The organism is Planomonospora alba (assembly GCF_039534085.1).
GTDB lineage: Bacteria > Actinomycetota > Actinomycetes > Streptosporangiales > Streptosporangiaceae > Planomonospora_B > Planomonospora_B alba.
Genome location: NZ_BAAAUT010000025.1, coordinates 65,274 through 88,122 on the forward strand (window position 1 = coordinate 65,274; position 22,849 = coordinate 88,122).

General features: G+C 74.1%; 24 protein-coding genes and 1 pseudogene. 16 read left to right on the top strand and 9 right to left on the bottom strand.

Annotation, left to right across the window (positions count from 1 at the left end):
- Nucleotides 1-168: 168 nt before the first annotated feature.
- Complete coding sequence (locus tag ABD823_RS16740) at nt 169-621, bottom strand: nuclear transport factor 2 family protein (protein ID WP_344860521.1); 453 nt, start codon at nt 619-621, stop codon at nt 169-171.
- 120 nt (nt 622-741) lie between these two features.
- Here ABD823_RS16740 and ABD823_RS16745 point away from each other — a divergent pair, with 120 nt between their 5' ends.
- The 8 genes from ABD823_RS16745 to ABD823_RS16780 all read left to right on the top strand — a co-directional run bounded on the left by ABD823_RS16745 (nt 742) and on the right by ABD823_RS16780 (nt 8,422).
- Nucleotides 742-2,064: a hypothetical protein gene (locus tag ABD823_RS16745; protein WP_344860523.1), complete on the top strand. Its 1,323-nt coding sequence runs from the start codon at nt 742-744 to the stop codon at nt 2,062-2,064.
- A gap of 92 nt (nt 2,065-2,156) precedes the next feature.
- Nucleotides 2,157-2,555: a hypothetical protein gene (locus ABD823_RS16750; RefSeq protein ID WP_344860525.1), complete on the top strand. Its 399-nt coding sequence runs from the start codon at nt 2,157-2,159 to the stop codon at nt 2,553-2,555.
- 113 nt (nt 2,556-2,668) lie between these two features.
- The gene (locus tag ABD823_RS16755) at nt 2,669-2,992 is read left to right on the top strand and encodes a PadR family transcriptional regulator (protein WP_344860527.1); all 324 of its coding nucleotides are present in this window, start codon (nt 2,669-2,671) and stop codon (nt 2,990-2,992) included.
- Nucleotides 2,989-3,873 carry a hypothetical protein gene (locus tag ABD823_RS16760; protein ID WP_344860529.1) on the top strand — a complete coding sequence of 295 codons (885 nt, stop codon included), beginning with the start codon at nt 2,989-2,991 and terminating at the stop codon, nt 3,871-3,873. The genes ABD823_RS16755 and ABD823_RS16760 overlap by 4 nt, the downstream gene beginning before the upstream one ends.
- A 34-nt stretch (nt 3,874-3,907) precedes the next feature.
- Complete coding sequence (locus ABD823_RS16765) at nt 3,908-4,834, top strand: hypothetical protein (RefSeq protein ID WP_344860531.1); 927 nt, start codon at nt 3,908-3,910, stop codon at nt 4,832-4,834.
- 6 nt (nt 4,835-4,840) lie between these two features.
- The gene (locus tag ABD823_RS16770) at nt 4,841-6,574 is read left to right on the top strand and encodes a peptidoglycan-binding protein (RefSeq protein ID WP_344860533.1); all 1,734 of its coding nucleotides are present in this window, start codon (nt 4,841-4,843) and stop codon (nt 6,572-6,574) included.
- Nucleotides 6,567-7,244 (top strand): ABC transporter ATP-binding protein, encoded by a 678-nt coding sequence (locus ABD823_RS16775; RefSeq protein WP_344860535.1) that lies wholly within the window; start codon nt 6,567-6,569, stop codon nt 7,242-7,244. Before ABD823_RS16770 ends, ABD823_RS16775 begins: the two co-directional genes overlap by 8 nt.
- On the top strand, nt 7,244-8,422 hold the full coding sequence (locus ABD823_RS16780) for an ABC transporter permease (RefSeq protein WP_344860537.1): 1,179 nt from the start codon (nt 7,244-7,246) through the stop codon (nt 8,420-8,422). The genes ABD823_RS16775 and ABD823_RS16780 overlap by 1 nt, the downstream gene beginning before the upstream one ends.
- Here ABD823_RS16780 and ABD823_RS16785 read toward each other — a convergent pair.
- Entirely contained in the window at nt 8,415-8,933 is a 519-nt protein-coding gene (locus ABD823_RS16785) for a phosphatase domain-containing protein (protein WP_344860539.1), read from the bottom strand. The genes ABD823_RS16780 and ABD823_RS16785 overlap by 8 nt on opposite strands.
- A gap of 244 nt (nt 8,934-9,177) precedes the next feature.
- Here ABD823_RS16785 and ABD823_RS16790 point away from each other — a divergent pair, with 244 nt between their 5' ends.
- The 4 genes from ABD823_RS16790 (at nt 9,178) to ABD823_RS16805 (ending at nt 13,891) form a co-directional block, all read left to right on the top strand.
- A complete protein-coding gene (locus tag ABD823_RS16790; protein WP_344860541.1) occupies nt 9,178-9,981 on the top strand; it encodes an SDR family NAD(P)-dependent oxidoreductase in 804 nt (267 codons plus the stop codon).
- Between the two features lie 290 nt (nt 9,982-10,271).
- Complete coding sequence (locus ABD823_RS16795) at nt 10,272-11,378, top strand: TetR/AcrR family transcriptional regulator (protein ID WP_344860543.1); 1,107 nt, start codon at nt 10,272-10,274, stop codon at nt 11,376-11,378.
- An 89-nt stretch (nt 11,379-11,467) separates the two neighbouring features.
- Nucleotides 11,468-12,094, top strand: coding sequence for a transcriptional regulator (locus tag ABD823_RS16800; protein ID WP_344860545.1), 627 nt, complete (start codon nt 11,468-11,470; stop codon nt 12,092-12,094).
- Between the two features lie 6 nt (nt 12,095-12,100).
- The gene (locus ABD823_RS16805) at nt 12,101-13,891 is read left to right on the top strand and encodes a pyruvate, phosphate dikinase (protein ID WP_344860547.1); all 1,791 of its coding nucleotides are present in this window, start codon (nt 12,101-12,103) and stop codon (nt 13,889-13,891) included.
- 207 nt (nt 13,892-14,098) lie between these two features.
- Here ABD823_RS16805 and ABD823_RS16810 read toward each other — a convergent pair whose 3' ends face one another.
- The gene (locus tag ABD823_RS16810) at nt 14,099-15,004 is read right to left on the bottom strand and encodes a sterol desaturase family protein (protein ID WP_344860549.1); all 906 of its coding nucleotides are present in this window, start codon (nt 15,002-15,004) and stop codon (nt 14,099-14,101) included.
- Nucleotides 15,005-15,333: 329 nt separating this feature from the next.
- Here ABD823_RS16810 and ABD823_RS16815 point away from each other — a divergent pair, with 329 nt between their 5' ends.
- The 3 genes and pseudogenes from ABD823_RS16815 to ABD823_RS16825 form a co-directional block, all read left to right on the top strand.
- On the top strand, nt 15,334-15,942 hold the full coding sequence (locus ABD823_RS16815) for a TetR/AcrR family transcriptional regulator (RefSeq protein WP_344860551.1): 609 nt from the start codon (nt 15,334-15,336) through the stop codon (nt 15,940-15,942).
- A 124-nt stretch (nt 15,943-16,066) separates the two neighbouring features.
- Entirely contained in the window at nt 16,067-16,519 is a 453-nt protein-coding gene (locus tag ABD823_RS16820) for an iron chaperone (RefSeq protein ID WP_344860553.1), read from the top strand.
- 4 nt (nt 16,520-16,523) lie between these two features.
- Nucleotides 16,524-16,807, top strand: a pseudogene (locus tag ABD823_RS16825) (excinuclease ABC subunit UvrA); the annotation flags it as partial.
- A 163-nt stretch (nt 16,808-16,970) separates the two neighbouring features.
- Here the strand turns inward: ABD823_RS16825 and ABD823_RS16830 are convergent.
- Nucleotides 16,971-17,894: an LLM class flavin-dependent oxidoreductase gene (locus ABD823_RS16830; protein WP_344860555.1), complete on the bottom strand. Its 924-nt coding sequence runs from the start codon at nt 17,892-17,894 to the stop codon at nt 16,971-16,973.
- A gap of 101 nt (nt 17,895-17,995) precedes the next feature.
- Entirely contained in the window at nt 17,996-18,478 is a 483-nt protein-coding gene (locus ABD823_RS16835) for a MarR family winged helix-turn-helix transcriptional regulator (RefSeq protein ID WP_344860557.1), read from the bottom strand.
- Nucleotides 18,479-18,681: 203 nt separating this feature from the next.
- On the opposite strand from ABD823_RS16835, the gene ABD823_RS16840 reads away from it, so the two are divergent.
- Nucleotides 18,682-19,344 carry an HD domain-containing protein gene (locus tag ABD823_RS16840; RefSeq protein ID WP_344860560.1) on the top strand — a complete coding sequence of 221 codons (663 nt, stop codon included), beginning with the start codon at nt 18,682-18,684 and terminating at the stop codon, nt 19,342-19,344.
- A 14-nt stretch (nt 19,345-19,358) separates the two neighbouring features.
- Here ABD823_RS16840 and ABD823_RS16845 read toward each other — a convergent pair whose 3' ends face one another.
- Genes ABD823_RS16845 through ABD823_RS16860 form a run of 4 tightly spaced genes read right to left on the bottom strand, consistent with a single transcriptional unit; the run spans nt 19,359 to nt 22,785 of the window.
- The gene (locus tag ABD823_RS16845) at nt 19,359-20,009 is read right to left on the bottom strand and encodes a response regulator (protein ID WP_344860561.1); all 651 of its coding nucleotides are present in this window, start codon (nt 20,007-20,009) and stop codon (nt 19,359-19,361) included.
- Complete coding sequence (locus ABD823_RS16850; protein WP_344860564.1) at nt 20,002-21,180, bottom strand: sensor histidine kinase; 1,179 nt, start codon at nt 21,178-21,180, stop codon at nt 20,002-20,004. The genes ABD823_RS16845 and ABD823_RS16850 overlap by 8 nt, the downstream gene beginning before the upstream one ends.
- 3 nt (nt 21,181-21,183) lie before the next feature.
- Entirely contained in the window at nt 21,184-21,879 is a 696-nt protein-coding gene (locus ABD823_RS16855) for an ABC transporter permease (protein ID WP_344860566.1), read from the bottom strand.
- A 12-nt stretch (nt 21,880-21,891) separates the two neighbouring features.
- Complete coding sequence (locus tag ABD823_RS16860; protein WP_344860567.1) at nt 21,892-22,785, bottom strand: ABC transporter ATP-binding protein; 894 nt, start codon at nt 22,783-22,785, stop codon at nt 21,892-21,894.
- Nucleotides 22,786-22,849: the final 64 nt, after the last annotated feature.

Below are 22,849 nucleotides of genomic sequence, written 5' to 3' on the forward strand. Positions count from 1 at the left end.
TGCCTGTCACCGGTCCGGCACCGACCGGAACCCGCCGCATGCGGATCGACCTGGTGTTCCTTCGGAGCGGGTTTCCCTCCGCCGAGCGCTGGAGGGCGGTGGTCGGCACAGGCTGCCCGCCGTGAGCGCGACCCGGGCCCTCGGCCCGGGGCCCGGATCACGGCGTGCTCAGCCGCGCGTGGCCGGCGGCCAGCCGTGGCCCCAGCCGCCCTGGACCATCGTCTGGAACGCCCACCCCTCCGCGGTCCGCACCAGGAGGTCGGCGTAGCGCATCGACTGGGTGCTCCCCTCCACGGTGACCGTGGCCTCCGTCTCGACGAGCACGAGGTTGGGCGTGAGGAAGCGCGGGGTCCGCACGGACGTCATCTCCATGCCCGCCGTCCCGCCGCCCATGACCTCGGTCATCACCCGCACGAACTCCTCGCGGTCCCACTGGCGGACGGCGCCGAAGCCGCCGGGCACGTCGGTGGCCAGGTTGAGCGGGAAGACCGCCAGGTCGGCGATCTCCTGGACGGCGCCCCGCGCGGCCAGCGCGTCGTACTCGGCGAACCAGGCGTCGATGCTCGCCAGGTCCTCGGCGCTCGGCGTGAACGTCTCGTTCTGCGCGGTGTCCTTTGTCATCGGGCTCCCTCCCACATTTTTCCGTACGATGTACGGTACAAGATACGGAACGATTGGGGCAAGCCGGTCATTCCCTCCGGCGGGTGATCGGTACGCTCGCGGCGGGGAAAGGGGGAGCCGATGCTCTTCGCCGTCGCGGCGGCCTCCGGGCTGACCTGGTGGCTCGGGCTGTACGTGATCGTGCGGGATCCGCGGGAGCGCGGATCCCGGTGGGCCGGGCTGGGGCTGCTGGCGTACGGCTCGGCACCGGCCGCCGGGCAGGTGCGCGCGGCGCTGGGAGGAGGGTCGGCGGCCGAGGCGCTGGCGGCGGCGGAGACCGTGCTGAGCCACCTGCCGGTGCTGTTGTGGACAGGGGCGGTGCTGACCCTGGTCCCCGGTGCCGAGCGCCTGGAGAAGGCGTGGGCACGGGGCCTCGTCCCGGTCGGCCTCGGAGCGCTCGCGTGGCTGGTGGTCTCCGGCCGGGAGGCGGAGGCGGGCACCGCGGCGCGGGTGGTGACCGGGGCACTGCTCCTGGCCCCCCTCGCCGGGGCGCTGGTGCTGCTGGTACGGGCCAGGCCGGCGCGGGTGGGCGGGCTCGTGACGGTCGCCACGCTGTTCTTCACGCTGGGCGCGGCGCTGCTGGTGCTCCCGCTCGGTCCGACCGGCCTGCTCACCGTGCTGGCCCTCGACGTGGACCTGGCCATGCTGGGCGTGGCCATCGCGATGTCCAGCGCGTTCCAGGCGGGGGAGGCGCTCTGGCGCGACATGCTGCGCTCCCTGCTGGGGGCGGCGGTCGTGATGCTGGCGTCGGGCGGCCAGGTGGTCCTGGCCCTCGTCCTCGGCGAGCCCACCCCCGCGCTCACCGCCCTGCTGTTCGGGGTGATCGCGGTGGCCGTCACCGTGCAGACGCTGGCCGGTCCGGTGCACCGGGCGCTGGACCGCATCGCCTTCCCCGGCGACCCGGAGATCCGCCGGGAGCGCGCCGAACTGCTCGCCTCCTCCGAGGCGCTGCCCCGCCGCGAACCGGGCCCTCCCCCGATGGACGAGGCCGAGTTCGCCCGCCTGACGCGGCGCGCCCTGGCCGCCTACGGCGACCTGGGCAAGCTCTCCAGCAGCCCGCTCGCGAACCTGCCGGTGATCGACGGGCGGGTCACCGGGGACAGTCCTCTGGAGCGGGCGGCCGAGCTGAAGACCCTGCTGCTGGAGAGCATCCGGCGGCTCAAGCCCCGGGACGGCGAGTTCGGCACCAGTGAGGAGTGGCGTTTCTACAACGTCCTCTACTTCCCCTACGTCCGGGGGCTGCGGCCGTACCGGAGAGGGGCCCGGCGCGACGGGCTCGGCCCGGTGGACCGGCAGGCGTTCGACTGGTTCCTGCGCGAAGTTCCCGAACGTACGCTCTACAACTGGCAGAACGCGGCGGCCAAACTCGTCGCCGACGACCTCCGCAGGGAGAACTGGCAGTGAATGGCAGTGCCGTGTCTGCAGCTGGCAGCGGGTGAGGCGGTGTGCTGAGGGCGTCGGAAGACGACGCACCCCGTTTCGTGAAGGAGCCACCGATGACCGCCGTGACCACCGCCGCCCGCCGCCCCGCCCTCCTCCCCCGCGCGCTGTGGACCGACGCGATCCTCACCGGAGGGTTCGCGGCCGGGCTGGCCGTCGCCGCGGGCCCGCTCTCGGGCCTGCTCGACCTGCCCGAGCCGCTGCTGCGCTGGGCCGGGATCGGCCTGCTGCCGTTCACCGCGCTCCTCGCCTACCTGGCGAGCCGTCCGGCTCCTCCCCGGCGGGCCGTACAGGCGGTGATCGCCGTCAACGCGCTGTGGGCCGTCGACAGCATCGCCCTGCTGTTCACCGGCTGGATCGACCCCAACCCGCTGGGCGTCGCCTTCGTCGCCGGCCAGGCCCTGCTGGTCGCCGCCTTCGCCGAGTTCCAGCTCATGGGACTGCGCCGGGGCTGACGCCCCGGTCCGCCCCGGCATCGCAAGGCCCCGCCGCGCAGGCACCCGGCTCCGCGCGGCGGGGCCTTCCCGCGCGTTGCATACACTCCGTTGAACGGAATACTGTCCCCCTCATGCCCAGAGGAACCTCAGAAGTCAGCGAGCCGATGTACTTCGTGCTCACCGCCCTCCGTGCGGGCCCGCTGCACGGACACGCGATCAGCAAGTCGATCAGGGAGCTGTCGTGGGGGCGGGTCCAGCCGTCCGTCGGCACGCTCTACGGCATCCTGGAGCGCCTCAACGAGCGGGGCATGATCACCGTGGACCGCGAGGAGACGGTCAACGGCCGCAGCCGGCGCTACTTCAGGATCACCCCTGAGGGCCAGACGCTGCTGGAGGCCGAGGCCATGCGGATGCAGGAGGCGGCCGCCCTCGTCCTGCGCCCCTCCGGCGCATGACCGCGCTCGAACGGCACTACCGCAGGCTGCTGTCGGCCTATCCGCGCGCGTACCGCCGGGCGCACGGCGACGAACTGCTCGACGTCCTGCTGGAGTCGGCCGCCCCCGGCAGGAGGGTCCCGCCGCTGAAGGAGGCGTGGGGGCTGCTGGTGGGCGGCGTGCGCAGCCGCATCACGCACCAGGCGACCGGCAGCGCCTGGGAGGACGGGCTGCACCTGGGCGTCACGGCGGTCGCCGCGGTGAACCTGGCCGCGCTGCTGCCGTACGCCGGGGCGCTGCCGCTGTGGACGCTGCTGTCGGCGCTGGCGCTGCTGGCGATCCTGCGCGGACATCTGCGCGCGGCGTTCCCGCTCACCTTCGTCACCGGCGTGAAGGCGGTCGGGCTCGCGGCCGGCCGGCAGCCGTTCGACGTGACCCTGCTGCCGGTCCACCCGAACCCGCTCGCCGACCGGGCACTGTTCCAGGACAGCGATCCGGCGCTCGTGGCGGCCGGCTACGCGATCGTGCTGATCGGCCTGGTGGTGCTCACGTCGCTGCGGCGGCCGGTGCGCGCCCGGTCATGGTGGTGGTGGGCGGCCGTCGTGCCGGCCGCCTGGGCCGGCCCCGAGTGGATGGCGCAGGAGACGGACTACCCCATCAGCCTGAGCCGGCTGGCCGTGGAGGCGGCGGCGTTCGGGCTGGGCACGGTGGCCGCCTATTCGGCCCGGGACCTGCGGTGGGCACTGGCGTCGAGCATCTACCTGCTGATGGTCTCGGGCGGCCTGGTCCTGCACGCCGACGCGTTGACCAGGCAGCACCTCGCCTATGCGGGCATCCTCCTCCTGCTGGCCGCGGCCGCCGCGTTCGCACCCTTCCGCCAGCGGCGGCACTGTCTCGATTGACCATACTCCGTTGAACGGAGTATGGTCTCCTGCCATGTCCAAGAGATCATGCTCGATTCTCGCCCTGTCCATCTCGGCGGCCGTCCTCAGCGGGTGCGGGGGCGCCGCCGAGGGCACCGGTCCCGCGCCCGGCGCGGCCGCGAACACGGGTGCGACCGCGAACACGGGTGCGGCCGCCGCCAAGGACAAGCGGCACCGGTTCGAGGCGGTCAAAGCCGACTGCATGAAGCAGAAGGGCTTCACGTACGTCCCGCACATCCGGCCCGCCGGACCGGAGAACGAGGAGGAGCGCCGCCGCGACTCCGGCGACTACCGCGCCATGCGGGAATACCGCGCGAAGTACGGGTTCGGGGTCTTCTCCACGCACGTCTACCCCGACGAGACCGGCGCCCCCGGCGCAGGGCCCGGCGACACCGCCGACCCCAACGCCAAGACGCAGGCGTCGCTCTCCCCCGCCCAGCTCACCGCCTACCGCAAGGCCAAGGACGCCTGCGTGGCCGAGGCGGGCAAGCAGGTGCTCGGGCTGACGCTGAAGTCGAACCTCGACTACCTCGGACAGCTCGCCAAAGCCCACAAGAGGGCCAGGGCCGACCGGCTCGACGGCGACCCGGAGCTCGTGGAACTGGCCGGTTCCATGGCCACCTGCCTCAAGGGCAAGGGCTACCGGGTCACCGACACCAGGCCGACGGCCATCGTCAGACGCGGTGAGATCGCGTTCATGGTGCAGCAGAGCAGGCTGGGCCGTGAGCAGAACCCCGACCAGGCCGGAGGTCCGAAGCTGACCGAGGAGACCGTGGAGTCCGTGAGGCCCACGCTCACCCCCGAGGAGGCCAGGCCGTACCTGGACAAGGAGATCAAGGCGGCGCTCGACGACCTGGAGTGCGGCAAGGACTTCTACGCGGCCTTCGCGCCGAAGAAGACGGAGCTCCAGCACCGGATCAACGACCAGTACGCCTTCTGACGGCCCATGAAGTCCCCCCGTACGCTCCTCGTCGGCGTCCTCGCCGGCGTCGTGGCCGTCGCCGGCGCGGGCTGGGCGGTCGGCACCCGGCTGCGCTCCCCCGCCGACGAGGCGGCCCGCCGGGCCGCGCCCGCCGCCTCGCTCGTCACCGCCGCGGTCGAGCGGCGCAGGCTCGTCAGCACCGTGGTGCTCAGCGGAACCCTGGAGTACGGCTCCCCGCTGCCGGTCACCCTGGCCGGCGTGGTCGGCGGCACGTCCGAGCTGCAGCGCGTCACCCGGGCGCCGCGCCAGGGCCGGATCAAGGAGGGCGCCGTGCTGATGGAGGTCAACGGCCGCCCGGTGTTCGCGCTGCGCGGCGCGGTGCCGATGCACCGCACGATCGCCCCCGGCGGTGAAGGGGACGACGTGGAGCAGCTCCAGCGGGCCCTGCGCAGACTCGGGTACGGCGCGCCCGCGTCGGGCGTGTTCGACCGGGCCACGATCGCCGCGGTCACCCGGATGTACGCCGAGAAGGGGTACGAGGCCCAGCGGCCGACACTGGCCGACCGGCAGACGTACGACACGCTGCGCAAGGCCGTGCGGGCGGCCGAGGAGACGCTGGCGACCGAGAAGAAGGCCCTGGACCAGGGGCGCGACGTGCTTCCGCTGAAGGTACGGCTCGACAACGCGAAGGAGGACCTGGAGTCGGCGCGCGCCGCGCTGGCCGCGGCCGAGTCCCGGGAGCTCACGCCCGCGGACGAGACCAGGCGGGCGGCGGCCGAGTCGGCCGTGCGGGCGGCGGAGGAACGGCTGCTGGAGGCCGAGCAGGCGCTCGCGGCCGCGCGGAACCGGCCGGGCGGCGCCCCCACCGGCCTCCCGGCGGGAGCGGCCGCGCCCACCCCCGTTCCCGGACCCGCCGCCGACACGGCGCTGCTGGAGCTGAAGGCCGCCAACGCCAGGGCGGACCTGGCTGCGGCGCAGGAGGCCCTCGACCGGGTCGTGGAGGAGGCCGGGGAGGCGCGGGAGGCCAGGCTGGAGGAACTGCGCAAGGCCGTGCGGACCGCGAAGGAGGCGGTGGTCACCGCCGAGCAGGCGCTGCGCCAGGCCAGGCGGCTCTCCCCGGCCCGGCTCAAGGTGGCCAACGCCAGGAAGGACGTGGCGGCGGCCAGGGACCTGCTGGCCGAGTACGCCCGCACGTACGGCGTGTCGATCCCGCCGGGCGAGGTGGTCTTCCTGCCGGAGCTGCCGGCCCGCGTGCAGAAGGTCTCGGTGAAGCCGGGGCAGCCCGTCGAGGACGCGGTGGCCACGGTGACCGGCTCGACGTTCGCGGTGACCGGATCGGTCGAGGCGGCGGAGTCGGAGCTGCTGCGGCCCGGCATGGAGGCCGTCATCGAGCTGGACACCGGCGGGACGTACCCGGCCAGGCTCGCCGCGGTCGGCGAGAAGGCCCGGCTCCCGGGCGCCGCCGAGCCGCCGGAGGGCTCCCGTCCCGTCCTGCTCACGCCGTCGTCCGGCAAGGGCCTGAAAGCCGGCACGGCCGTGACCGTGCGGGTGACCGTGGGGGCGACCGAGGAACCGGTGCTGGTCGTGCCGGTGGCCGCGGTGATCACCTCGGCGGACGGCAGGGCGCGGGTGCGGGTCGAGTACGCCACCGACCGCACCAGGGACGTCGAGGTGCGCACGGGCTTGACCGCCGACGGGAACGTCGAGGTCAGCGGCGCGATCAAGGAGGGTGACCGGGTGGTGGTCGGCGATGCCTGAACCGCCGGTCATCGAGCTGAGCCGGGTCTGCCGACGCTTCCCCGCGCGACCGCCCGTCCGCGCGCTGCACGAGGTCTCACTCCGCGTGGACAGGGGTGACCACGTGGCCGTCATGGGCCCGTCGGGTTCGGGCAAGTCCACCCTGCTGAACGTGCTGGGCCTCCTCGACCGCCCCACGTCCGGCCGTTACCTCCTGGACGGCGTGGAGACCACCACGCTCCGGGACGGAGCCAGAACCCGGCTGCGGGGCGACCGGATCGGCTTCGTGTTCCAGTCCTTCCATCTGCTCCCCCACCGCAGCGTGGTGGAGAACGTGATGCTCGCCGAGATCTACGGCGGGCCGGCGCGCAGGGGCAGAAGGGAGCGGGCCCTGGCGGCGCTGGAGCGGGTCGGTGTCGCCCACCGGGCCGCGTTCGCGCCCAACCTGCTGTCCGGGGGCGAACGCCAGCGCGTGGCCATCGCCAGGGCCCTGATGGGACAGCCGTCGCTGCTGCTGTGCGACGAGCCGACGGGCAACCTCGACAGCCGCAGCACCGGGGCGGTCCTCGACCTGTTCGACGGGTTGCGGGAGCAGGGGCTGACGATCGTGCTCATCACGCACGAGCAGGAGGTCGGCGAACGGGCGCGGCGCCGGGTGCGGATCACCGACGGCGTGCTGGTGGAGGAGTGATGCGGGTACGCGACCTGGTCGGCGAGGCCGTCGCCGGCGTGCTCGCCCGGCCGGTGCGCTCGGCGCTCACCACGCTCGGCACCGTGCTCGGCATCACCACGCTGGTCGTCACGCTCGGCGTGGCGGCCACCGCGGGCAACCAGATCGTCGGCCGCTTCGACGAGCTGGTCGCCACGGCCATCACCGTGGAGGTCCCCGAGTCCACCGGCACGCCGCTGGTGACCTGGGACGCGGTCGAGCGGCTGACCAGGCTGCGCGGCGTGGAATCGGCCGCCGCGGTGGCCGAGCCGGAGGAGGGCGAGAGCCTGCCCGTACGCGCCAACGACCTGGTGGATCCCACCAGGGTCACCACGCGTTCGCTGACCGTGCTGGCCGCCACGACGGGACTGCCCGAGGCCGCGCGCGGCCGGATGGTACGGGGCCGCTTCTACGACAGCGGGCACGTACGGCGGGGCGACCGGGTGGCCGTGATCGGTGACGAGGCGGCCAGGATGCTCGGCATCACCCGTCTCGACCGGGCACCGGCGGTCTTCGTCGGGAAGCACGCGTACACGGTGATCGGCGTGCTCGGTGACCTGCGCCGGGAGAGGAGCCTGAGCACGGCCGTGATCGTGCCGCCGACCGCGGGCAGGCGGTTCGGGCTGCGCGACGTCACCCGGGTGCTGGTCAACACCGGCCTGGGCGCCGCGGACCTCATCGCGGGCCAGGCGCCGACCGCGCTCAGCCCCGGGAACGGCGACATGCTGCAGGTGATCACCCCGCCCAGCCCCACCAGGGCGCGGGACGGGGCGCAGGACGACGTCGACGCGCTGTTCCTGATCCTCGGCCTGGTCTCGCTGGTCGTGGGCGCCGTCGGCATCGCCAACGTCACCCTCGTCACCGTGATGGAGCGCGTCCCGGAGATCGGGCTGCGCCGCTCGCTCGGCGCGGCGCGGCGGCACATCGCCGCCCAGTTCCTGCTGGAGTCCACACTGATCGGGCTCACCGGGGGCGTGATCGGCACCGCCCTGGGCGTGGTCGCGGTCGTCGCGATCTCGGCCGTCAAGCAGTGGACGCCGCTGCTCGACGTGCGCCTGGCGGTCGCCGCGCCGGTCGCGGGAGCGCTGGTGGGACTGCTGGCCGGGCTCCATCCGGCGCTGCGCGCGTCCAGGATGGAGCCCGTGGACGCACTCAGGTGAGCCGTTCCGCGCCTCCGGGCGGGGGCGGCGGGAACCGCAGCACCCAGCGGCGTTGCCACGGAGTCTCCACGGCCCGGTGGTGGTGGTGCTCACGCGCCCAGGCGACGGCGTCGGCCGGGTCGAGACCGGCCAGGATCGCGAGGCAGGCGATGACCGTGCCGGTGCGGCCGACGCCGCCTCCGCACGCGACCTCCACCGCTGCCCCCGCGCGCGCCCGCTCGTGCAGGGCGCGGATCCGCCGCACGGCCAGATCGCGGTCGCGCGGCAGGAGGAAGTCGGGCCACAGGATCCACTCGTGCGGCCACCGCAGCCCGCCCTCGTGGCGGCTGCGGAGCCGGTCGGAGCCGAGGTAGAGGCCGAAGTCGGGCGTCGGCCCCTCCGGCGGCGGACGGCGCAGGCCGCGGCCGCGGATCCAGGAGCCGTCCGGCAGCCGGATGGCTCCCGCGAGCGGCGGCTCACTCCCCGGCCCGCCGCCCGGCCCGGCCGCCGTGCCGTCCACAGGGTGTTCCATCGGTTCCTCCTCGTGTCCTCCGTCGAGCGGCGCCGCCCGGATGGACGCGCTCCCCGGGCGTTCCACCGGTGAGGCACCGCGCCGCCGTGCGTCGTGCGGCACGTCCCCGGCCGACCGGCGTGCCACGCCCAGACACTACGGACGACCGGGCGGGTCCGGAATGAGGCGCGTGGCCGCTGCGGGGCGCGGTGCCGCTCCCGGCGCGCGGGTAGGGACGGGAGGGGAGACGGAAGGCGGCGGGAGCATGGGGAACGGATCGGGCACGGCCGTGGTGACGGGGGCCTCGTCGGGGATCGGGGCGGAGTACGCCGCCCGGCTGGCCGGGCGGGGCTGGGACGTGGTGCTGGTCGCCCGGCGGGCCGACCGGTTGGAGGACCTGGCGCTGCGGTTGCGCGGGGAGACCGGGGCCGCGGTCGAGACCTTGGCCGCCGATCTGGCCGTGCCCGGTGATCTGTCGCGGGTCGTGGAGCGGGCGGCGGCGCGGGACGTCGGGTTCCTGCTCAACAACGCCGGCATCAACGGCTACGGGCCGTTCGCGGACCTCGACCCGCCCCTCATGGCCAGGGTCCTCGACGTCAATGTCGTCGCGCTCACCACCCTCACCAGGGCCGTCGTGCCCGGCATGCTGGAGCGGGGACGCGGCGCGGTCGTCAATGTGGCCTCGCTGCTGGCCTTCGCCGGCTCCCTGCCTCCCGGGCCGCTGCCGCAACGTGCCGTGTACGCCGGGACCAAGGGGTACGTGGTCGCCTTCACCCGCACGCTCGCGGCCGAGCTGGCCGGCGGCCCGCTGCGCGTACAGGTGCTGTGCCCGGGGCTGACCGCCACCGAGTTCCACCTGAGCACGGGGGCGGAGCCGGTGCCGGGACGTGAGCCGTCGGTGCACCGGGAGGGCGGCATGCCGGTGGACGAGGTCGTGGACGCCTCGCTCTCCGCCCTGGACACCGGCGAGGTGGTCTGCGTACCGGGTCTTCGCGACGGCGGTCCGATCGAGGGACTGGTCGCGGCGGAGCTGACCCTGCGGACGGCCGCCCGCCTCCGGCGGAGCTGAGGGGTGCCGAGGCCGGGAGCGCCGTGCCGTGGCAGCGGCCGTGTCGGCACGGTGACGGCCCGGTGTCAGAGCGGCCGGCGGCGGTGGGTGCCATGAGCGGTTCAGCGGTCGCGGAGACCGGGTTCCTCGTCACGCCCGGGCGAACGGGTGAGAACTCGTTCCACGACGCGAGCGCGCCGCCGTCGGCGTCCTGACCGGCGGACGATCCTGCTAGATGTTCTCATCATCCAGATGTTGTTATCATTTGGATGACGGGCTCCGCGGGGCCGTAGCGGGCGGAGGGGGCGGGCATGGCGAGACTGACCCGGGCACAGCAGCAGGAGCGCACCCGAGCGGCGGTGCTGGCCGCGGCGAGACAGGAGTTCGCCGAGCGCGGGTACGCCGACGCCAAGGTCGACCGGATCGCCGAGCGCGCCGCGCTGACCCGCGGCGCGGTGTACTCGAACTTCCCGAGCAAGCGTGCGCTCTACCTCGCGGTCCTGGTCGACTCGGTCGGGCACACGGGTGCGGCCCCGCCGCCGTCGCCGTCCGGACTGGCCGACGCCCTGGGCGCCTTCGCCCGCGTGTGGCTGGAGCGGCTGCCGCTGACCGGTGACACGCCCGCCCACGGGAGGCTGCTGTCGCGCTCACCGGCCGGGTTGTTCGACGACGAGCCGGGCCGCACCGCGCTGGCGCAGGTCACCAGGCTGGAGGCGGTGCTGCTGGCGCTGGCGCTGGAATCGTGCGCGCCGCACCGCACGGAGCGGGTGCGGCTGGTACGGCTGGCCGAGCTGCTCCTCACCCTGCTGCACGGGGCCGGGCACCTGGCCGACGCGGCCCCGGGGTTCGGCGACCCCTTCGATGTGGCGCGCGCCTGCGAGCACCTGGCCGGCCTCGACCTCGCCGACACGTGGGACCCGCCGCACCTGCCCCACGTCGCCCCCGCGCGGCTCGTCCGGGACGCCTGGGAGCCGCCCGCGGGGCTGCCGGACCAGATCACCGGCCGCCCGGTCGGGCTCGGGACCGACGGGGTGATCGCGGTCCTCGGAACCGCCCGGCTGGAGGCGGCCGAGGAGGCCGTCCGCGCCGCCCGCCCGGGCGACCAGGTCACCGTGGCCGTGGTGACGGGCGACCCGGCCGAGGTCGGGCGTCTCGTGCGGCTGAGGATCGGCGACCTCGCCGGCTGCCTGCGGCGCGTGTTCGCCCCGGACGCCTGGCCGGGACTCCGCGTCGTCCTCGACGAGCACGGCGCCGTGGCGGCGGCCGCCGGGATCCCCGGCCCGGACGACGCCACCGAGGCCGCGGTGCGCATCCGGGCGGGCGAGGTCGCCGCCCGGGCCTGCGGGCGGGGCGCCGCCCACGCCGCGGCGGCCGCGGACGGCTCGGCCGCCCCGCGCTCCGGCGGAGCCGGGAGATGACCTCCTCCTCCCGGCACACCCCCGGTATCGAGACGAGTTCTCCCGGCACACCCCGGTATCGAGACGAGACGGACGGAAGGCCTGCCGACATGATGGGACCACCCGGTTCGACCGGCGATGACCTGCTGGTGCTCCACACCCTTCGCTGCATCGGGTTCGCCGGTGCCGCCCGCGTGGCGGAGGCGGCGGGACTGCCCCGGCCCGTCGTGGAGTCCGAGCTGGACGATCTGGTGGCGGCCGGCCTCGTCTCGCACGATCCCGGGGACTTCGGCGGGTGGGGGCTGACCGAGGCCGGCCGCGCCGCGGACGCCGAGCGGATCTCCCGGGAGCTGGACGCCACCGGCGCCCGGGCCGCGGTGACCGCGGCGTACGAGGACTTCCTCGTGCTCAACCCGGAGCTTCTCGACATCTGCACGGCCTGGCAGCTGCGGTCCGCCGACGGCGCCTTCGCGCCGAACGACCACACCGACCCCGCCTACGACGCCCGGGTCCTGGAGCGGCTCGCGGACCTCCACCGGCGCGCCGACACCGTCTGCGCGGAGCTGTCCGCAGCGCTGCTCCGGTTCCGGCGCTACCGGGTACGGCTCGCCCGCGCGCTGGACCGGGCCGGATCCGGCGCGGTGCAGTACGTGACGGACGATCTGGAGGCGTACCACACCGTGTGGTTCCAGCTCCACGAGGACCTGCTGGCCACCCTGGGCATCCCGAGGCGCTGAACCGCCGTGCCGACGACCTGGATCCACCCGCTCTCGGCGGAGGTCGCCGAGGGCCCGGACGTCCTCGGCGGCAAGGCGCACGGCCTGGTCGTCCTGCGGCGTCTCGGGCTGCCCGTGCCCCCCGGGTTCGTCATCGGCACGGCGGCGTGCCGTGCCTTCCTGCGCGACGGGCGGTTCCCCGACGGCCTCACCGCCGAGCTGGCGGCCGCCGTCTCCTGGCTGGAGGCCGTCACGCGGCGGCGCCTCGGCGGGTCCGAGCGGCCGCTGGCGGTCTCGGTCCGCTCGGGCGGCGGCGTGTCGATGCCCGGCATGATGGCCACGATCCTCGACCTCGGCCTGACCTCCGGGGCGACGGCGGGCCTGGCCGCGGAGACGGGCGATCCGTGCTTCGCGCTCGGCGCGCGCCTGCGGTTCCTGTCCGGTTTCGCCTCGGCGGTCTCCGGCCTGGCGCCGGAGAGCCTGGACGCCGTCGTACGCGGGGCGGCCCGGCCCGGATCCGGCGGCCGGGCGGGCGACCCCGCATCCGGCTGCGGGACGGACGACCCCGCCGGAGACGCGCGCGGCGAGGAGACGCGCCTGGCCGAGGCGGTCCGGGACCTCGAATCCCTCATCCGCGAACGGACCGGCCGGCCGGTCCCGGACGACGCGATGCGCCAGCTGGAGCTGGCGGTCGGGGCCGTGTTCTCGTCATGGGAGGCCCCGCGCGCCAGGGCCTACCGCGAGGTGCACGGCATCCCGCACGACCTCGGCACGGCCGTCACCGTGCAGGCCATGGTCTTCGGCGACCGCGACGGGCGCAGCGGCAGCGGCGTCGCGTTCAGCCGCGACCCCGGCACCGGTGAGCGCGTCCCGTTCGGGGAGGTCCTGTTCGGCCGCCAGGGCGAGGACGTCGTCTCCGGCAGGTCGGCGACCCGGCCCCTGTCCGAGCTGGCCGGCCGGGAGCCCGCGGTGTGGACCGGCCTCCTGGACGCCCTGGACCGGGTCGAGGAGCACTACCGCGACGCCTGCCACGTGGAGTTCACCTTCGAGACGGGCGAGCTGTGGCTCCTGCAGGTACGGCCCGGCGGCCTCGCCGGCCGCGCCGCCGTCCGCGTCGCGGTCGACCTGGCCGACGAGGGCGTCATCGACCGCCGCGAGGCGCTGCTCCGGGTCTCCCCGCGGCACCTCCGGCACGCTCGCACGCCCCGGGTGGAGACGGCCGGCGCGGACGGCGTCCTCGCCCGGGGGCTGGGCGCCTGCCCCGGGGTCGCGACAGGCAGGATCGCGACGACCGCCGACAGGGCGGTGCGGATGGCCGCCGACGGCCCGGTCATCCTGGTGCGCCCCCACACCTCCCCGCTCGACATGCACGGCCTGGCCGCCGCGGCCGGGGTCGTCACGGCCGTCGGCGGACCGGCCAGCCACGCCGCCGTCGTCGCGCGGTCGATGGGCAGGCCCGCCGTCGTGGGGGCCGCGGACCTCACGGTCGACGCCGCCGCCGGCTGCGTGCGCGCCGGCGGCCGCACCCTCCCCGAGGGCGCGCTCATCACCGTCGACGGGACCGGCGGGCAGGTCCTCGCCGGCCGTCCCCGCACCGTCTCGACCGCGGCCGATCCCCGCCTGGACCGCCTGCTCGGGTGGGCCGACGAGGTCTCCGGCGGCGATCCGGACCGGGACGGCGCCGAACGCCTCGCCGCGGCCCGTGCGGTCCTGTCGGGCACCGGCGACGCCCTGCCGCGGACCCCGTCCGGGACCCCGCGGCCGGACACGGGACGGCCGGACACGGGACGGCCGGACACGGGACGGCCGGACACGTGATCACCGGTCGGCGCGCCGGGCGGCGTCATCCGCGGCCGCTCCGCGCCGGTGATCTGGACCATGCCTCCTCCTCCCCATGATTTCGCTACTCGAAGTATCGATACTGTTCGTAGCGTAATGGGTCGTGGTGCGCGCAGGCCCCGGGCGGTCCCGTCCACCGGGCCGTCCGGGTCATGCGCGCACCGGGGTCCCGCCCGGCGGACCGGGTCACGCCACCGCCCGCTCCCGCCGGTCGGGATCGGGAACCGCGGAGCCGGCGTGGCAGGCGCCCGAGGCGCGGAAGGGTTCGGCGAGCTGGGCCAGATAGCCGGTGGGGTAGTGCGGCTTGGCGGCCATGCCGAGCTGGCCGGAGGTGAAGCGGCGACCCGGGTCGTAGGAGAAGGTGCCGAGCAGGTGGTCCCAGACCAGGGTGAACAGCCCGAAGTTGACGTCACCGACGCCGGCCCACTTCAGGTGGTGGAAGCGGTGGCCCTCGTTGAGGGCGAGCACGTACTTCAGGGCGCCGACGCGGTAGTCGGCGTTGGAGTGCTGCAGCAGCAACTGGACGGCGACGGTGACGGCCAGCGCGGAGGCGACGTCGAGCGGCAGGCCGACGAGGACGAGCGGGGCGACGCCGACGCCCGTCTCCAGCGCCTGGTGCAGGGGGTGCTTCATCAGGCCGTTGAAGCCGTAGAAGCGGGTGACGGAGTGGTGGACGGCGTGGAAGCGCCACAGCACGCCGATCCTGTGGCTGGCGTAGTGGGTCAGCGTGATGCCGAGGTCGGCGACCAGGACCGCGGCCAGCACCTGCAGAGCGAAGGGCCAGGAGTGCGGCCATAGGTCGGCGACGGTGACGGTGGCGGCCAGCAGCGGGATGGCACCGACGCCGGCGAGCAGCAGCAGCTCGTTGACACCGGCGTGCGCGACATCGCGGGCGCCGTCACCGGCCGGCCTGTTCCACTCGGCCTCGTACGGCAGGACGCGTTCGGCGGCGAAGGAGCAGCTGATGGCCACCGCCAGCAGGGCGACCAGCCACAGCTTGGAGGCGCCGGTGGCGGCCAGGGCGGCGGCGGCGCCGTCGACACCCAGCAGCATGAAGGGCACGTAGCCGTAGCGGACAACGGATTTCACCATGCTCATCAGCGTCGCGGCCGGGCCGGGCCCGGGGCGGGATGACCGCCGCCCGCACCCGGCGGCGGGTGCGGTGGGCATCGGCCAGCTCCACCGTCCCGGTGGCCACGACGAGGATCTGCAGGGCCGCGTGCGCGTGCGGCTCGGTGGTGCCGACGTCGCCGGTGAAGGCGAGCCGGCCCGGCTGCAGCATGGTCGTCCCCTGCCACCCGGCCGAGGTCGCGGACGAGGGCGCCGCACCGGTGTCCCCACCCATGCCCCCTCCTCGGCCGGACGGTTCCGCCACGTCACGTATCGATACCGACCGTAGCGCAAATGACTATCGTGTGGCCATGACCAGATCGACCCCGTCCACCAGGCCACCCGGTCGTCCGCGTTCCGGCGTCGACGCCGCGGTCTTCGCCGCGACGCTCAGCGCGGTCGACGAGCTCGGCTACGCGCGCGCCACCGTCGACCGCATCGCGGCGGCGGCCGGCGTCGCGAAGACGACGATCTACCGTCGCTGGCCGTCGAAGGGCGCGCTGATCGTGGACTGCCTCCTCGACGCGTTCGGCCCGGTGCCGCTGGAGGGCGCCGGGCGGGCCGAGCTCATCTCCTCGGCCGTCCGCTGGGCCGCGGCGAAGATCGGCGAGCCCGGGGTGGGCGACGCGTTCGCGGGCGTGTTCAGCGACGCCGTCAGCGATCCGGCGCTGCGCGAGATCCTGTCCACCCGGCTGCAGGACCCGTACCGGCTCGCGCTGCAGGACGCGCTCGGCGAGCCGGAGCACCGGGTCCTGTTCCTCATCGACGTCGTCGTCGGAACCCTGCTCCACCGGATGGGCATGACCGGTGAGCCGATGGCCGACGCCGACGTCTCCGCGCTGGTCGAGATGGTCCTGTCGCACTTCGCCGGCGGCGCCGGGCCGGACCGGAGCGCGGGTTCCGGGGCTTCCGGCGCATGAGCCCCGGGACGGGCCGCTCTCCGGCCGGCCCCTCCCGGCGCCGCCGCATCGTCATCGCATAGCGGATGTATCAACCCGGACGGGCATTCTTGATCTCACACCGGAACCGACGGAGGAGAACACGATGAGCAGCACCGGCAACAGCGCGTACGAGGGGTTCACGGCCGAGGAGCGGGCCGCGATGAAGGAGCACGCCCAGGAGATGAAGAAGGCGGCGCGCCGCGGCTCCAAGGCGGACAAGGCGGCGGAGGCGGAGCGGGACGTGCTCGCGAAGATCGCCGAGATGCAGGAGTCGGACCGGCTCATGGCCGAGCGCGTCCACGCCGTCGTCAAGGCCAACGCCCCGGTCCTCGCGCCGAAGCTCTGGTACGGGATGCCCGCCTACGCGCTGGACGGCAAGGTCGTCTGCTTCTTCCAGAGCGCGGAGAAGTTCAAGGCGCGGTACGCGACGCTCGGGTTCAACGACTCGGCGAAGCTGGACGAGGGCGTGATGTGGCCGACCGCCTTCGCGCTGACCGAGGTGACGGCCGAGGTGGAGGAGAGGATCGCCGCGCTGGTGAAGCAGGCGGTGAGCTGAGGCCCTGATCCGCGTGCACGGCGCGCGGGTGAACAACCTCGAGGACGTCAGCGTCGAGATCCCGGAACGCCGGCTGACGGTGTTCACCGGCGTCTCCGGCCCGGGCAAGAGCTCGCTGGTGTTCGGCACGATCGCCGCGGAGTCGCAGCGGCTGGTCAACGGGGCCTACAGGTCGGCACCGCCACCGACGCCAACGCGATGCTGCGCATCCTCTTCAGCCGGCTCGGGCGGCCGCACATCGGCTCGCCCCAGGCGTTCTCCGGGCTCATCCCGAAGATCCGCAAGTCGTTCCTGCCGAAGGACCGGGAGGCGATGCAACCGCACATCCGCCACCTCGGCTCCCCGCCCACCGACACCACCTACGTCTTCGACGAGCCCACCGGCGGCCTGCACCTGGCGGCCTACGTCGGCGCCTGACCGCGTCCCGGGCCGCGCCGCGGCCCGGGACTGCTCAGCCGTCCTCCTTCGCGACCGCCTCGCGTACGGCCGGGGCGACCTCCCGGGCCCAGCGGCCGAGGGTGACGGGGTCCGGCACGCCGTGATCGGCCGCGAAGAGCGTGAAGCCCGACGCGCCGTGCTCCAGCACGGCCCCGGTCAGCTCCTCGACCCACTGGCCGACGGAGCCGCCGATCCAGCGCCCGTCGCGGTCCCGCGTGGCGGGCAGCGGCCGGTCGGTGATGCGTCCGGGGAAGTTGAAGACCGTGCGGATCTCGCGCGGATCGCGGCCCACGGCCGCCGCCGCCTCGTCGATGACCGGCCGCGACGTGCGGTACCGCTCGCTGAGCCAGTCCGCCGCGTGGCCGGGGATCCAGCCGTCGGCCACGCGGCCGGTGGCGGCCAGGGATTTCCGTCCGACCGATCCGGTCCACACGGGGGGAGCGGCCACCGGCGCCGGCTCGATCCGCTCCACCCGGTAGTGCCGGCCCTGGAAGGTGACCGGTTCCCCGCCGCCCGCCAGCAGCTTGACCAGGACGATCGCCTCCTCGAAGGCGTCCACGGCGTCACCGGGTGACAGCCGCGGCACCCCCATGTCGGAGATCCGGTCCCACAGCCCGCCCGCGCCCATGCCGAGCACGATCCGGCCGTCCGACAGCGCCGACAGCGACGTCACCGTCCGCGCCAGCATGGGGGCGGGCCGGGTCGGCAGGTTGGTGACGTTGGCGAATCCCGCGATGCGCTCCGTCCGCCCCAGGATGAACCCGAGAGCGGCGTAGGCGTCCACGCGCCCGCCGATGTAGGGGTGGTCCGACAGGGAGAAGACGTCGAGCCCGTCACGGTCGGCCTGCTGGACCATGCGCAGCAGCCGCGGCACCTCGTCGATGCCGCTGTGCGCGCCGAAGCCGAAGACGACTTCTCGTACAGGTGCACGACCCATGATTCACGCTCCCAGGAAAAAAGGCCGCAGTTCGCATAACGAACCATATTAGTTCGCAACACGAACTACAACTCCCCGTTCCGCCGGGAGGGCGGCACACCTCAGTTCCCGCGGTCGCCCGCGTCCTCCTCCCCGGGCCCCAGGAAGACCGCAGGGACCTTGTTGTCCAGCACGACGCGGCCGAGCAGGGCGGCGAGCGCGTCGCGCTCGGCCGGGGCGAACCCCGCCGTCAGCGCCTCGATCCGCCGGCAGGTCTCGGTGTAGAACTCCTCCGCTATCCGGCCCCCCCGCCGGGTGAGCGCGACCCGCACCGCCCGCGTGTCCTGCGGATCCGGCCTGCGCTCGACCAGGCCGTTGCGCTCGGTGCGGTCCACCAGGCCGGTGAGGCTCGACTTGGCCAGTCTCAGCGTCGCGCCCAGTTCGCCCATGCCGTACGGCTTGGCCATCAGCACGCACAGCAGCTGGCCCTGCTGCGAGGTGATGCCGTACTCCCGGGCGGATTCGGCGTACACGGCGTTCACCAGGAAAGCGGACCGCACCAGTGCGGCCGCGATCCCGATCCGGCCGCCATCATGCTTAACCATCCGGCCAGGCTAACATTCGCCCGCCCCTGCAGTTCGCAGGACGAACTAGCCGGTTTCCCCGCAGCGCCCGCCGGGTTCCCGCCCCCGCCTTCAGGACGGCTGAAGCATGGACTAAGCTTCAGGGTGACTGAAGCTTGAGGAGACCGGGCGCGGGACGTCCCGCCCTGCGCCCACCCGAGCACCACACGGAAAGGACGACTCCGGTGGACGACGACCAGCTGCCGTTCCCCCGCACGGACCTCGCCCTGGGCGCGGCGCGCTTCGCCCGGGAGATCGAGGACCCGGCGATCTTCAACCACAGCATGCGCAGCTACCTGTACGGCCGCTTCATCGGCGAGCAGCAGGGCCTGCGCCCGGACGCCGACTACGACGACGAACTGCTGTTCCTCGGCTGCGTGCTGCACGACGTCGGGCTCAGCGACGAGGGCGACGGCGACCAGCGCTTCGACCTCGACGGCGCCGACCTGGCCGCCCGCTTCCTCACCGACCTGGGGGTGCCCGCCGAGCGCGTCGAGGTCGTGTGGGACGCCGTCGCCCTGCACCTGTGCCACGACATCGCCCTGCGCAAGCGGCCCGAGATCGCCCTCGTCTCGGCCGGCGCGGGTTTCGACCTCGGCCCCGACGGCCCCTACACCCTCCCGGCCGGCTACGCCGACCGCGTCCACGCGGAGTTCCCCCGCCTGCGCGCCTCGGCCGTCCTGTTCGACGCGATCGTCGGGCAGGCGCTCGCCAAGCCCCACAAGGCTCCGCCGTACACCATGCCCGGCGAGCTCCTGCGCCAGCACACCGGCGGGGAGTGGCCCACCTGGCGGCAGCTGATGACCCGGCCGCCGAGCTGGAACGACTACGGCCACCCGGCGGCCTGAGCCCCCGCGGCCGGTCAGCCCCCGTCCAGGGTGAGCAGACCTCGCCGGAAGGCCGCGGCGACGGCCGCCGCGCGGTCGTTGACGTCGAGCTTGGCGTAGATGTGCAGCACGTGGCTCTTGACCGTGGCCTCGCTGATGAACAGGCGGGCGGCGACCTCGCGGTTGGTGGCGCCCTCGGCGATGAGGGAGAGGATCTCCAGCTCCCGGGCGCTCAGCGGGGCGGCGGGCGTGCGGACCTGGCCGAGGAGGCGGGTGGCGACCGACGGGGAGAGCACGGCCTCCCCCCGCGCCGCCGTGCGCACGGCGCGGACGAGCTCGTCGCGGCCGGTGTCCTTGAGGAGGTACCCGGTCGCCCCGGCCTCGATGGCGGGCAGGACGTCGCGGTCGGTGTCGTAGGTGGTCAGGACGAGCACGCGGGCCCTGCTGCCCGTCCGGGCGAGTTCCTTGATGGCCGCGACGCCGTCCGTGCCGGGCATGCGCAGGTCCATGAGGATCACGTCCGGGTCCAGCGCCCGCGCGAGCTCGACGGCCCGGGCGCCGTCGGCGGCCTCGCCGACGACCTCGAAGCCCGGGTCGCCGGTGAACATGCCGCGGATGCCGTCGCGGACGATGGGGTGGTCGTCGGCGATCAGCAGCCGGACGGGGGTCTGCGAGGGCTCAGTCACGGGCCACCGCCGGGACGCTCGCGGAGATCGCGGTGCCCGCGCCGGGCTCGGACTCGATCACCAGGGTGCCCGCCAGCCGGTCGACCCGCTTGCGCATCGACGTCAGGCCGAACCCGCCGGCGTCTCCCACCCGCTCCGGGGCGAATCCGGCGCCGTCGTCGCGGACGTCCAGGGTCACCACGTCCTCCATGTACGACAGGGTCAGGCCCACCCGCGACGCGCCGGCGTGCTTGGCGGCGTTGGCCAGCGCCTCCTGCGCCGTGCGCAGCAGCGTCTCCTCGACCTCCGGATGCATGGGACAGACCGTACCGGTGACGGTGAAGTCCGCGCGCACCCCGTTGAGCTCGCCCCACCGGGCCACGACGTCCCGCAGCGCCTCGGGCAGCGGAGCCGCCTCCAGTTGGCCGGGCCCCACCGCGTGCACCGAGCGCCGGGCCTCGGCGAGGCTCTCCCGCGCCAGCCCTATCGCGTTGTCCACGTTGCGCCGCCAGTCCTCGGCCTGCTTGGCCGCCTGGAGCTGGGTGATGATGCCGGTCAGGCCCTGGGCGAGGGTGTCGTGGATCTCCGCCGCCATGCGCTGCCGCTCGTCCATCACGCCCGCCTCCCGGGCCTGGACCAGCAGCTGGGCCTGGAGCCCGGCGTTCTCCCGCATGGCCTCCTCGAGCCGGGCCACCATGCGCCTGCGCTCGTCGCTCCGCTCGGCGGTGACCTCGCCGACGAAGCTGAACAGGCTCACCCCCGCGACGATGGCGGCGGTGAAGAACAGGTAGGTGAAGATCGCGTAAGGGGTGGGCTCGGGCAGGCCCCCGCCGTAGGCCGCGACGCTGATCGCCGCCGTGGCACCCACGCCGGCCAGCCGCCACTTCCCCTTCAGGTACTGCCAGGAGTGGAGATATCCGATGAAGCCGAAGAAGCTCGCGAACCACACTCCCTGCGTGCAGAGCACGCCGATCAGGACCACCAGTCCGGCCACGTAGACCGCGCCGCCGGCCACGCCCCGCGGCATGAGCCCCGTCCAGGCGGCCGCGAGAACGGTGAGGCCGAGCGTGATCCAGGGGCTCGCGCCGCCCAGCAGGGAGAGCACCGCGGAGACCACCAGCAGGACGTACGGCGCGGCCGCCATCTGGCGCTCCAGCAACCGTTCCCATCGGTCGAGCCGGCCGGTCGTCATCCGTCACTCCCAGCGGAAGAACGTGGCCGCCGCGATGCTGACGACCAGGGCGTAGCCGGCCAGCACACCCAGCAGCAGGGGGCTGGGAGCAGCACCCGCCCAGATCTCGCGCATGCTCTGCCCGAAAGCACCCAGAGGGGTGTACTCCCCGATGCGGGCCACCATAGCGGGCATCTGATCCTTGGGCTGCATGAGCCCGGCGAGGTAGGCCATCGGGAAGTACAGCAGGACCCCGATGCCGTTGGCGGCCCGGCCGTTGGGCGCCAGCGCCGCGATGAGCAGGCCGATCGCGAACATGCTCGCCGTACCGAGGAGGAACACCGCCGCGGCGGGCAGCACCCCGGTGGGCAGGCGGGCGCCGAGGACGGTGCCCGCGACGGCCAGCAGCAGGCCGCAGGCGGTCACCGCGAGGACGAGCTGCAGGATCAGCTGCACCACCAGCAGGTTGACCGGGCGCACCGGGGTGGCCGACAGCCGGCGCAGGATGCCCCGCTCGCGGTAGGTGGCAAGAGTGGTGGGCAGCAGGTAGAGGCCCACCATCCCCACGGCGATGGCCAGCGCCATCGGCAGCAGCACGGTGTCCCCCGGCTCGATCGAGCTTCCGAACACCACCAGGATGAACAGCGGGATGAGCAGCGAGAACAGCGCCCCGGGCTCCCGGGTCAGCAGCTTGGTCTCGACGACGGCGAGCTTCATCATGTTCGGATTCCTCTACTCGAAGGAGCGGCCGGTCAGGGCGGCGAAGGCGTCGTCCAGGGTGCGCTTGTCGATGCGGAGATCACTGACCAGGACGTGGTGGCGGGCCAGGTGCGCGGTGACCGCCGTGGCGAAGTCGCCCCGGCCGGTGACGACCACCCGGTCGCCCTCCCTGGACACACCGGTCACCCCGGGCAGCCCTTCCAGGCCCGCCGGGTCGCCCGCCATCAGCCTGAACCGCATCCGGTGCTCGCCGCCGACCAGCCCGGCCGGGGTGTCGACCGCCACGACCCTGCCGCGGTCGAGGACGGCGACGCGGTCGCACAGCTCCTCCACCTCGTCCATGAAGTGGCTGACCAGCACCACCGTCACCCCGCTCGCCCGGACCCGCTTGACCAGCTCCCAGGTGGCGCGGCGGGCCTGCGGGTCCAGGCCCGTGGTCAGCTCGTCCAGGAAGGCCACCTTCGGGTTGCCGACCAGCGCCAGCGCGATGAACAGCCGCTGCTTCTGGCCGCCGGACAGCTTGCCGAAGCGGGCGTCGCGCTTGTCGGCCAGCCCCCACTCCTCCAGCAGCTCCCGCCAGTCGCGCGGCTCGGTGTAGAAGGAGGCGTACAGGTCGAGGGCCTCCCACACCTTGATGTTCTCCGGCAGCCGGGTCTGCTGGAGCTGCACCCCGATCAGCTCGCGGACCTTGCGCGCGTCCTTCACCGGGTCGAGCCCGAAGATCCTGATCGACCCGCCGTCGGGCCGGCGCAGGCCCTCCACGCACTCCACGGTGGTGGTCTTGCCGGTGCCGTTCGGCCCGAGGATGCCGAAGATCTCGCCCTCCTCCACGGAGAACGACACCCCGTCCAGAACGGTCAGGTCCGCGTACCTCTTGCGGAGGTCTGTGACTTCGATGACTGCCATGGATCAAGGATCTTCCGTCCCCGTCCGGGGCGAATCGATCCGCCGGCCACACTCGGCCGCCGAT

Excerpts from the sequence above, each read along its gene's own strand:
- ABD823_RS16855 (WP_344860566.1), bottom strand. The coding sequence starts at position 21,879 with ATGATGAAGCTCGCCGTCGTCGAGACCAAGCTGCTGACCCGGGAGCCC.
- ABD823_RS16755 (WP_344860527.1), top strand. The coding sequence starts at position 2,669 with ATGCCCAGAGGAACCTCAGAAGTCAGCGAGCCGATGTACTTCGTGCTC.
- ABD823_RS16740 (WP_344860521.1), bottom strand. The coding sequence starts at position 621 with ATGACAAAGGACACCGCGCAGAACGAGACGTTCACGCCGAGCGCCGAG.
- ABD823_RS16820 (WP_344860553.1), top strand. The coding sequence starts at position 16,067 with ATGAGCAGCACCGGCAACAGCGCGTACGAGGGGTTCACGGCCGAGGAG.
- ABD823_RS16785 (WP_344860539.1), bottom strand. The coding sequence starts at position 8,933 with ATGGAACACCCTGTGGACGGCACGGCGGCCGGGCCGGGCGGCGGGCCG.
- ABD823_RS16790 (WP_344860541.1), top strand. The coding sequence starts at position 9,178 with ATGGGGAACGGATCGGGCACGGCCGTGGTGACGGGGGCCTCGTCGGGG.
- ABD823_RS16750 (WP_344860525.1), top strand. The coding sequence starts at position 2,157 with ATGACCGCCGTGACCACCGCCGCCCGCCGCCCCGCCCTCCTCCCCCGC.
- ABD823_RS16850 (WP_344860564.1), bottom strand. The coding sequence starts at position 21,180 with ATGACGACCGGCCGGCTCGACCGATGGGAACGGTTGCTGGAGCGCCAG.
- ABD823_RS16745 (WP_344860523.1), top strand. The coding sequence starts at position 742 with ATGCTCTTCGCCGTCGCGGCGGCCTCCGGGCTGACCTGGTGGCTCGGG.
- ABD823_RS16810 (WP_344860549.1), bottom strand. The coding sequence starts at position 15,004 with ATGGTGAAATCCGTTGTCCGCTACGGCTACGTGCCCTTCATGCTGCTG.
- ABD823_RS16765 (WP_344860531.1), top strand. The coding sequence starts at position 3,908 with ATGTCCAAGAGATCATGCTCGATTCTCGCCCTGTCCATCTCGGCGGCC.
- ABD823_RS16770 (WP_344860533.1), top strand. The coding sequence starts at position 4,841 with ATGAAGTCCCCCCGTACGCTCCTCGTCGGCGTCCTCGCCGGCGTCGTG.
- ABD823_RS16815 (WP_344860551.1), top strand. The coding sequence starts at position 15,334 with ATGACCAGATCGACCCCGTCCACCAGGCCACCCGGTCGTCCGCGTTCC.
- ABD823_RS16775 (WP_344860535.1), top strand. The coding sequence starts at position 6,567 with ATGCCTGAACCGCCGGTCATCGAGCTGAGCCGGGTCTGCCGACGCTTC.
- ABD823_RS16795 (WP_344860543.1), top strand. The coding sequence starts at position 10,272 with ATGGCGAGACTGACCCGGGCACAGCAGCAGGAGCGCACCCGAGCGGCG.
- ABD823_RS16830 (WP_344860555.1), bottom strand. The coding sequence starts at position 17,894 with ATGGGTCGTGCACCTGTACGAGAAGTCGTCTTCGGCTTCGGCGCGCAC.
- ABD823_RS16835 (WP_344860557.1), bottom strand. The coding sequence starts at position 18,478 with ATGGTTAAGCATGATGGCGGCCGGATCGGGATCGCGGCCGCACTGGTG.
- ABD823_RS16780 (WP_344860537.1), top strand. The coding sequence starts at position 7,244 with ATGCGGGTACGCGACCTGGTCGGCGAGGCCGTCGCCGGCGTGCTCGCC.
- ABD823_RS16800 (WP_344860545.1), top strand. The coding sequence starts at position 11,468 with ATGATGGGACCACCCGGTTCGACCGGCGATGACCTGCTGGTGCTCCAC.
- ABD823_RS16860 (WP_344860567.1), bottom strand. The coding sequence starts at position 22,785 with ATGGCAGTCATCGAAGTCACAGACCTCCGCAAGAGGTACGCGGACCTG.
- ABD823_RS16760 (WP_344860529.1), top strand. The coding sequence starts at position 2,989 with ATGACCGCGCTCGAACGGCACTACCGCAGGCTGCTGTCGGCCTATCCG.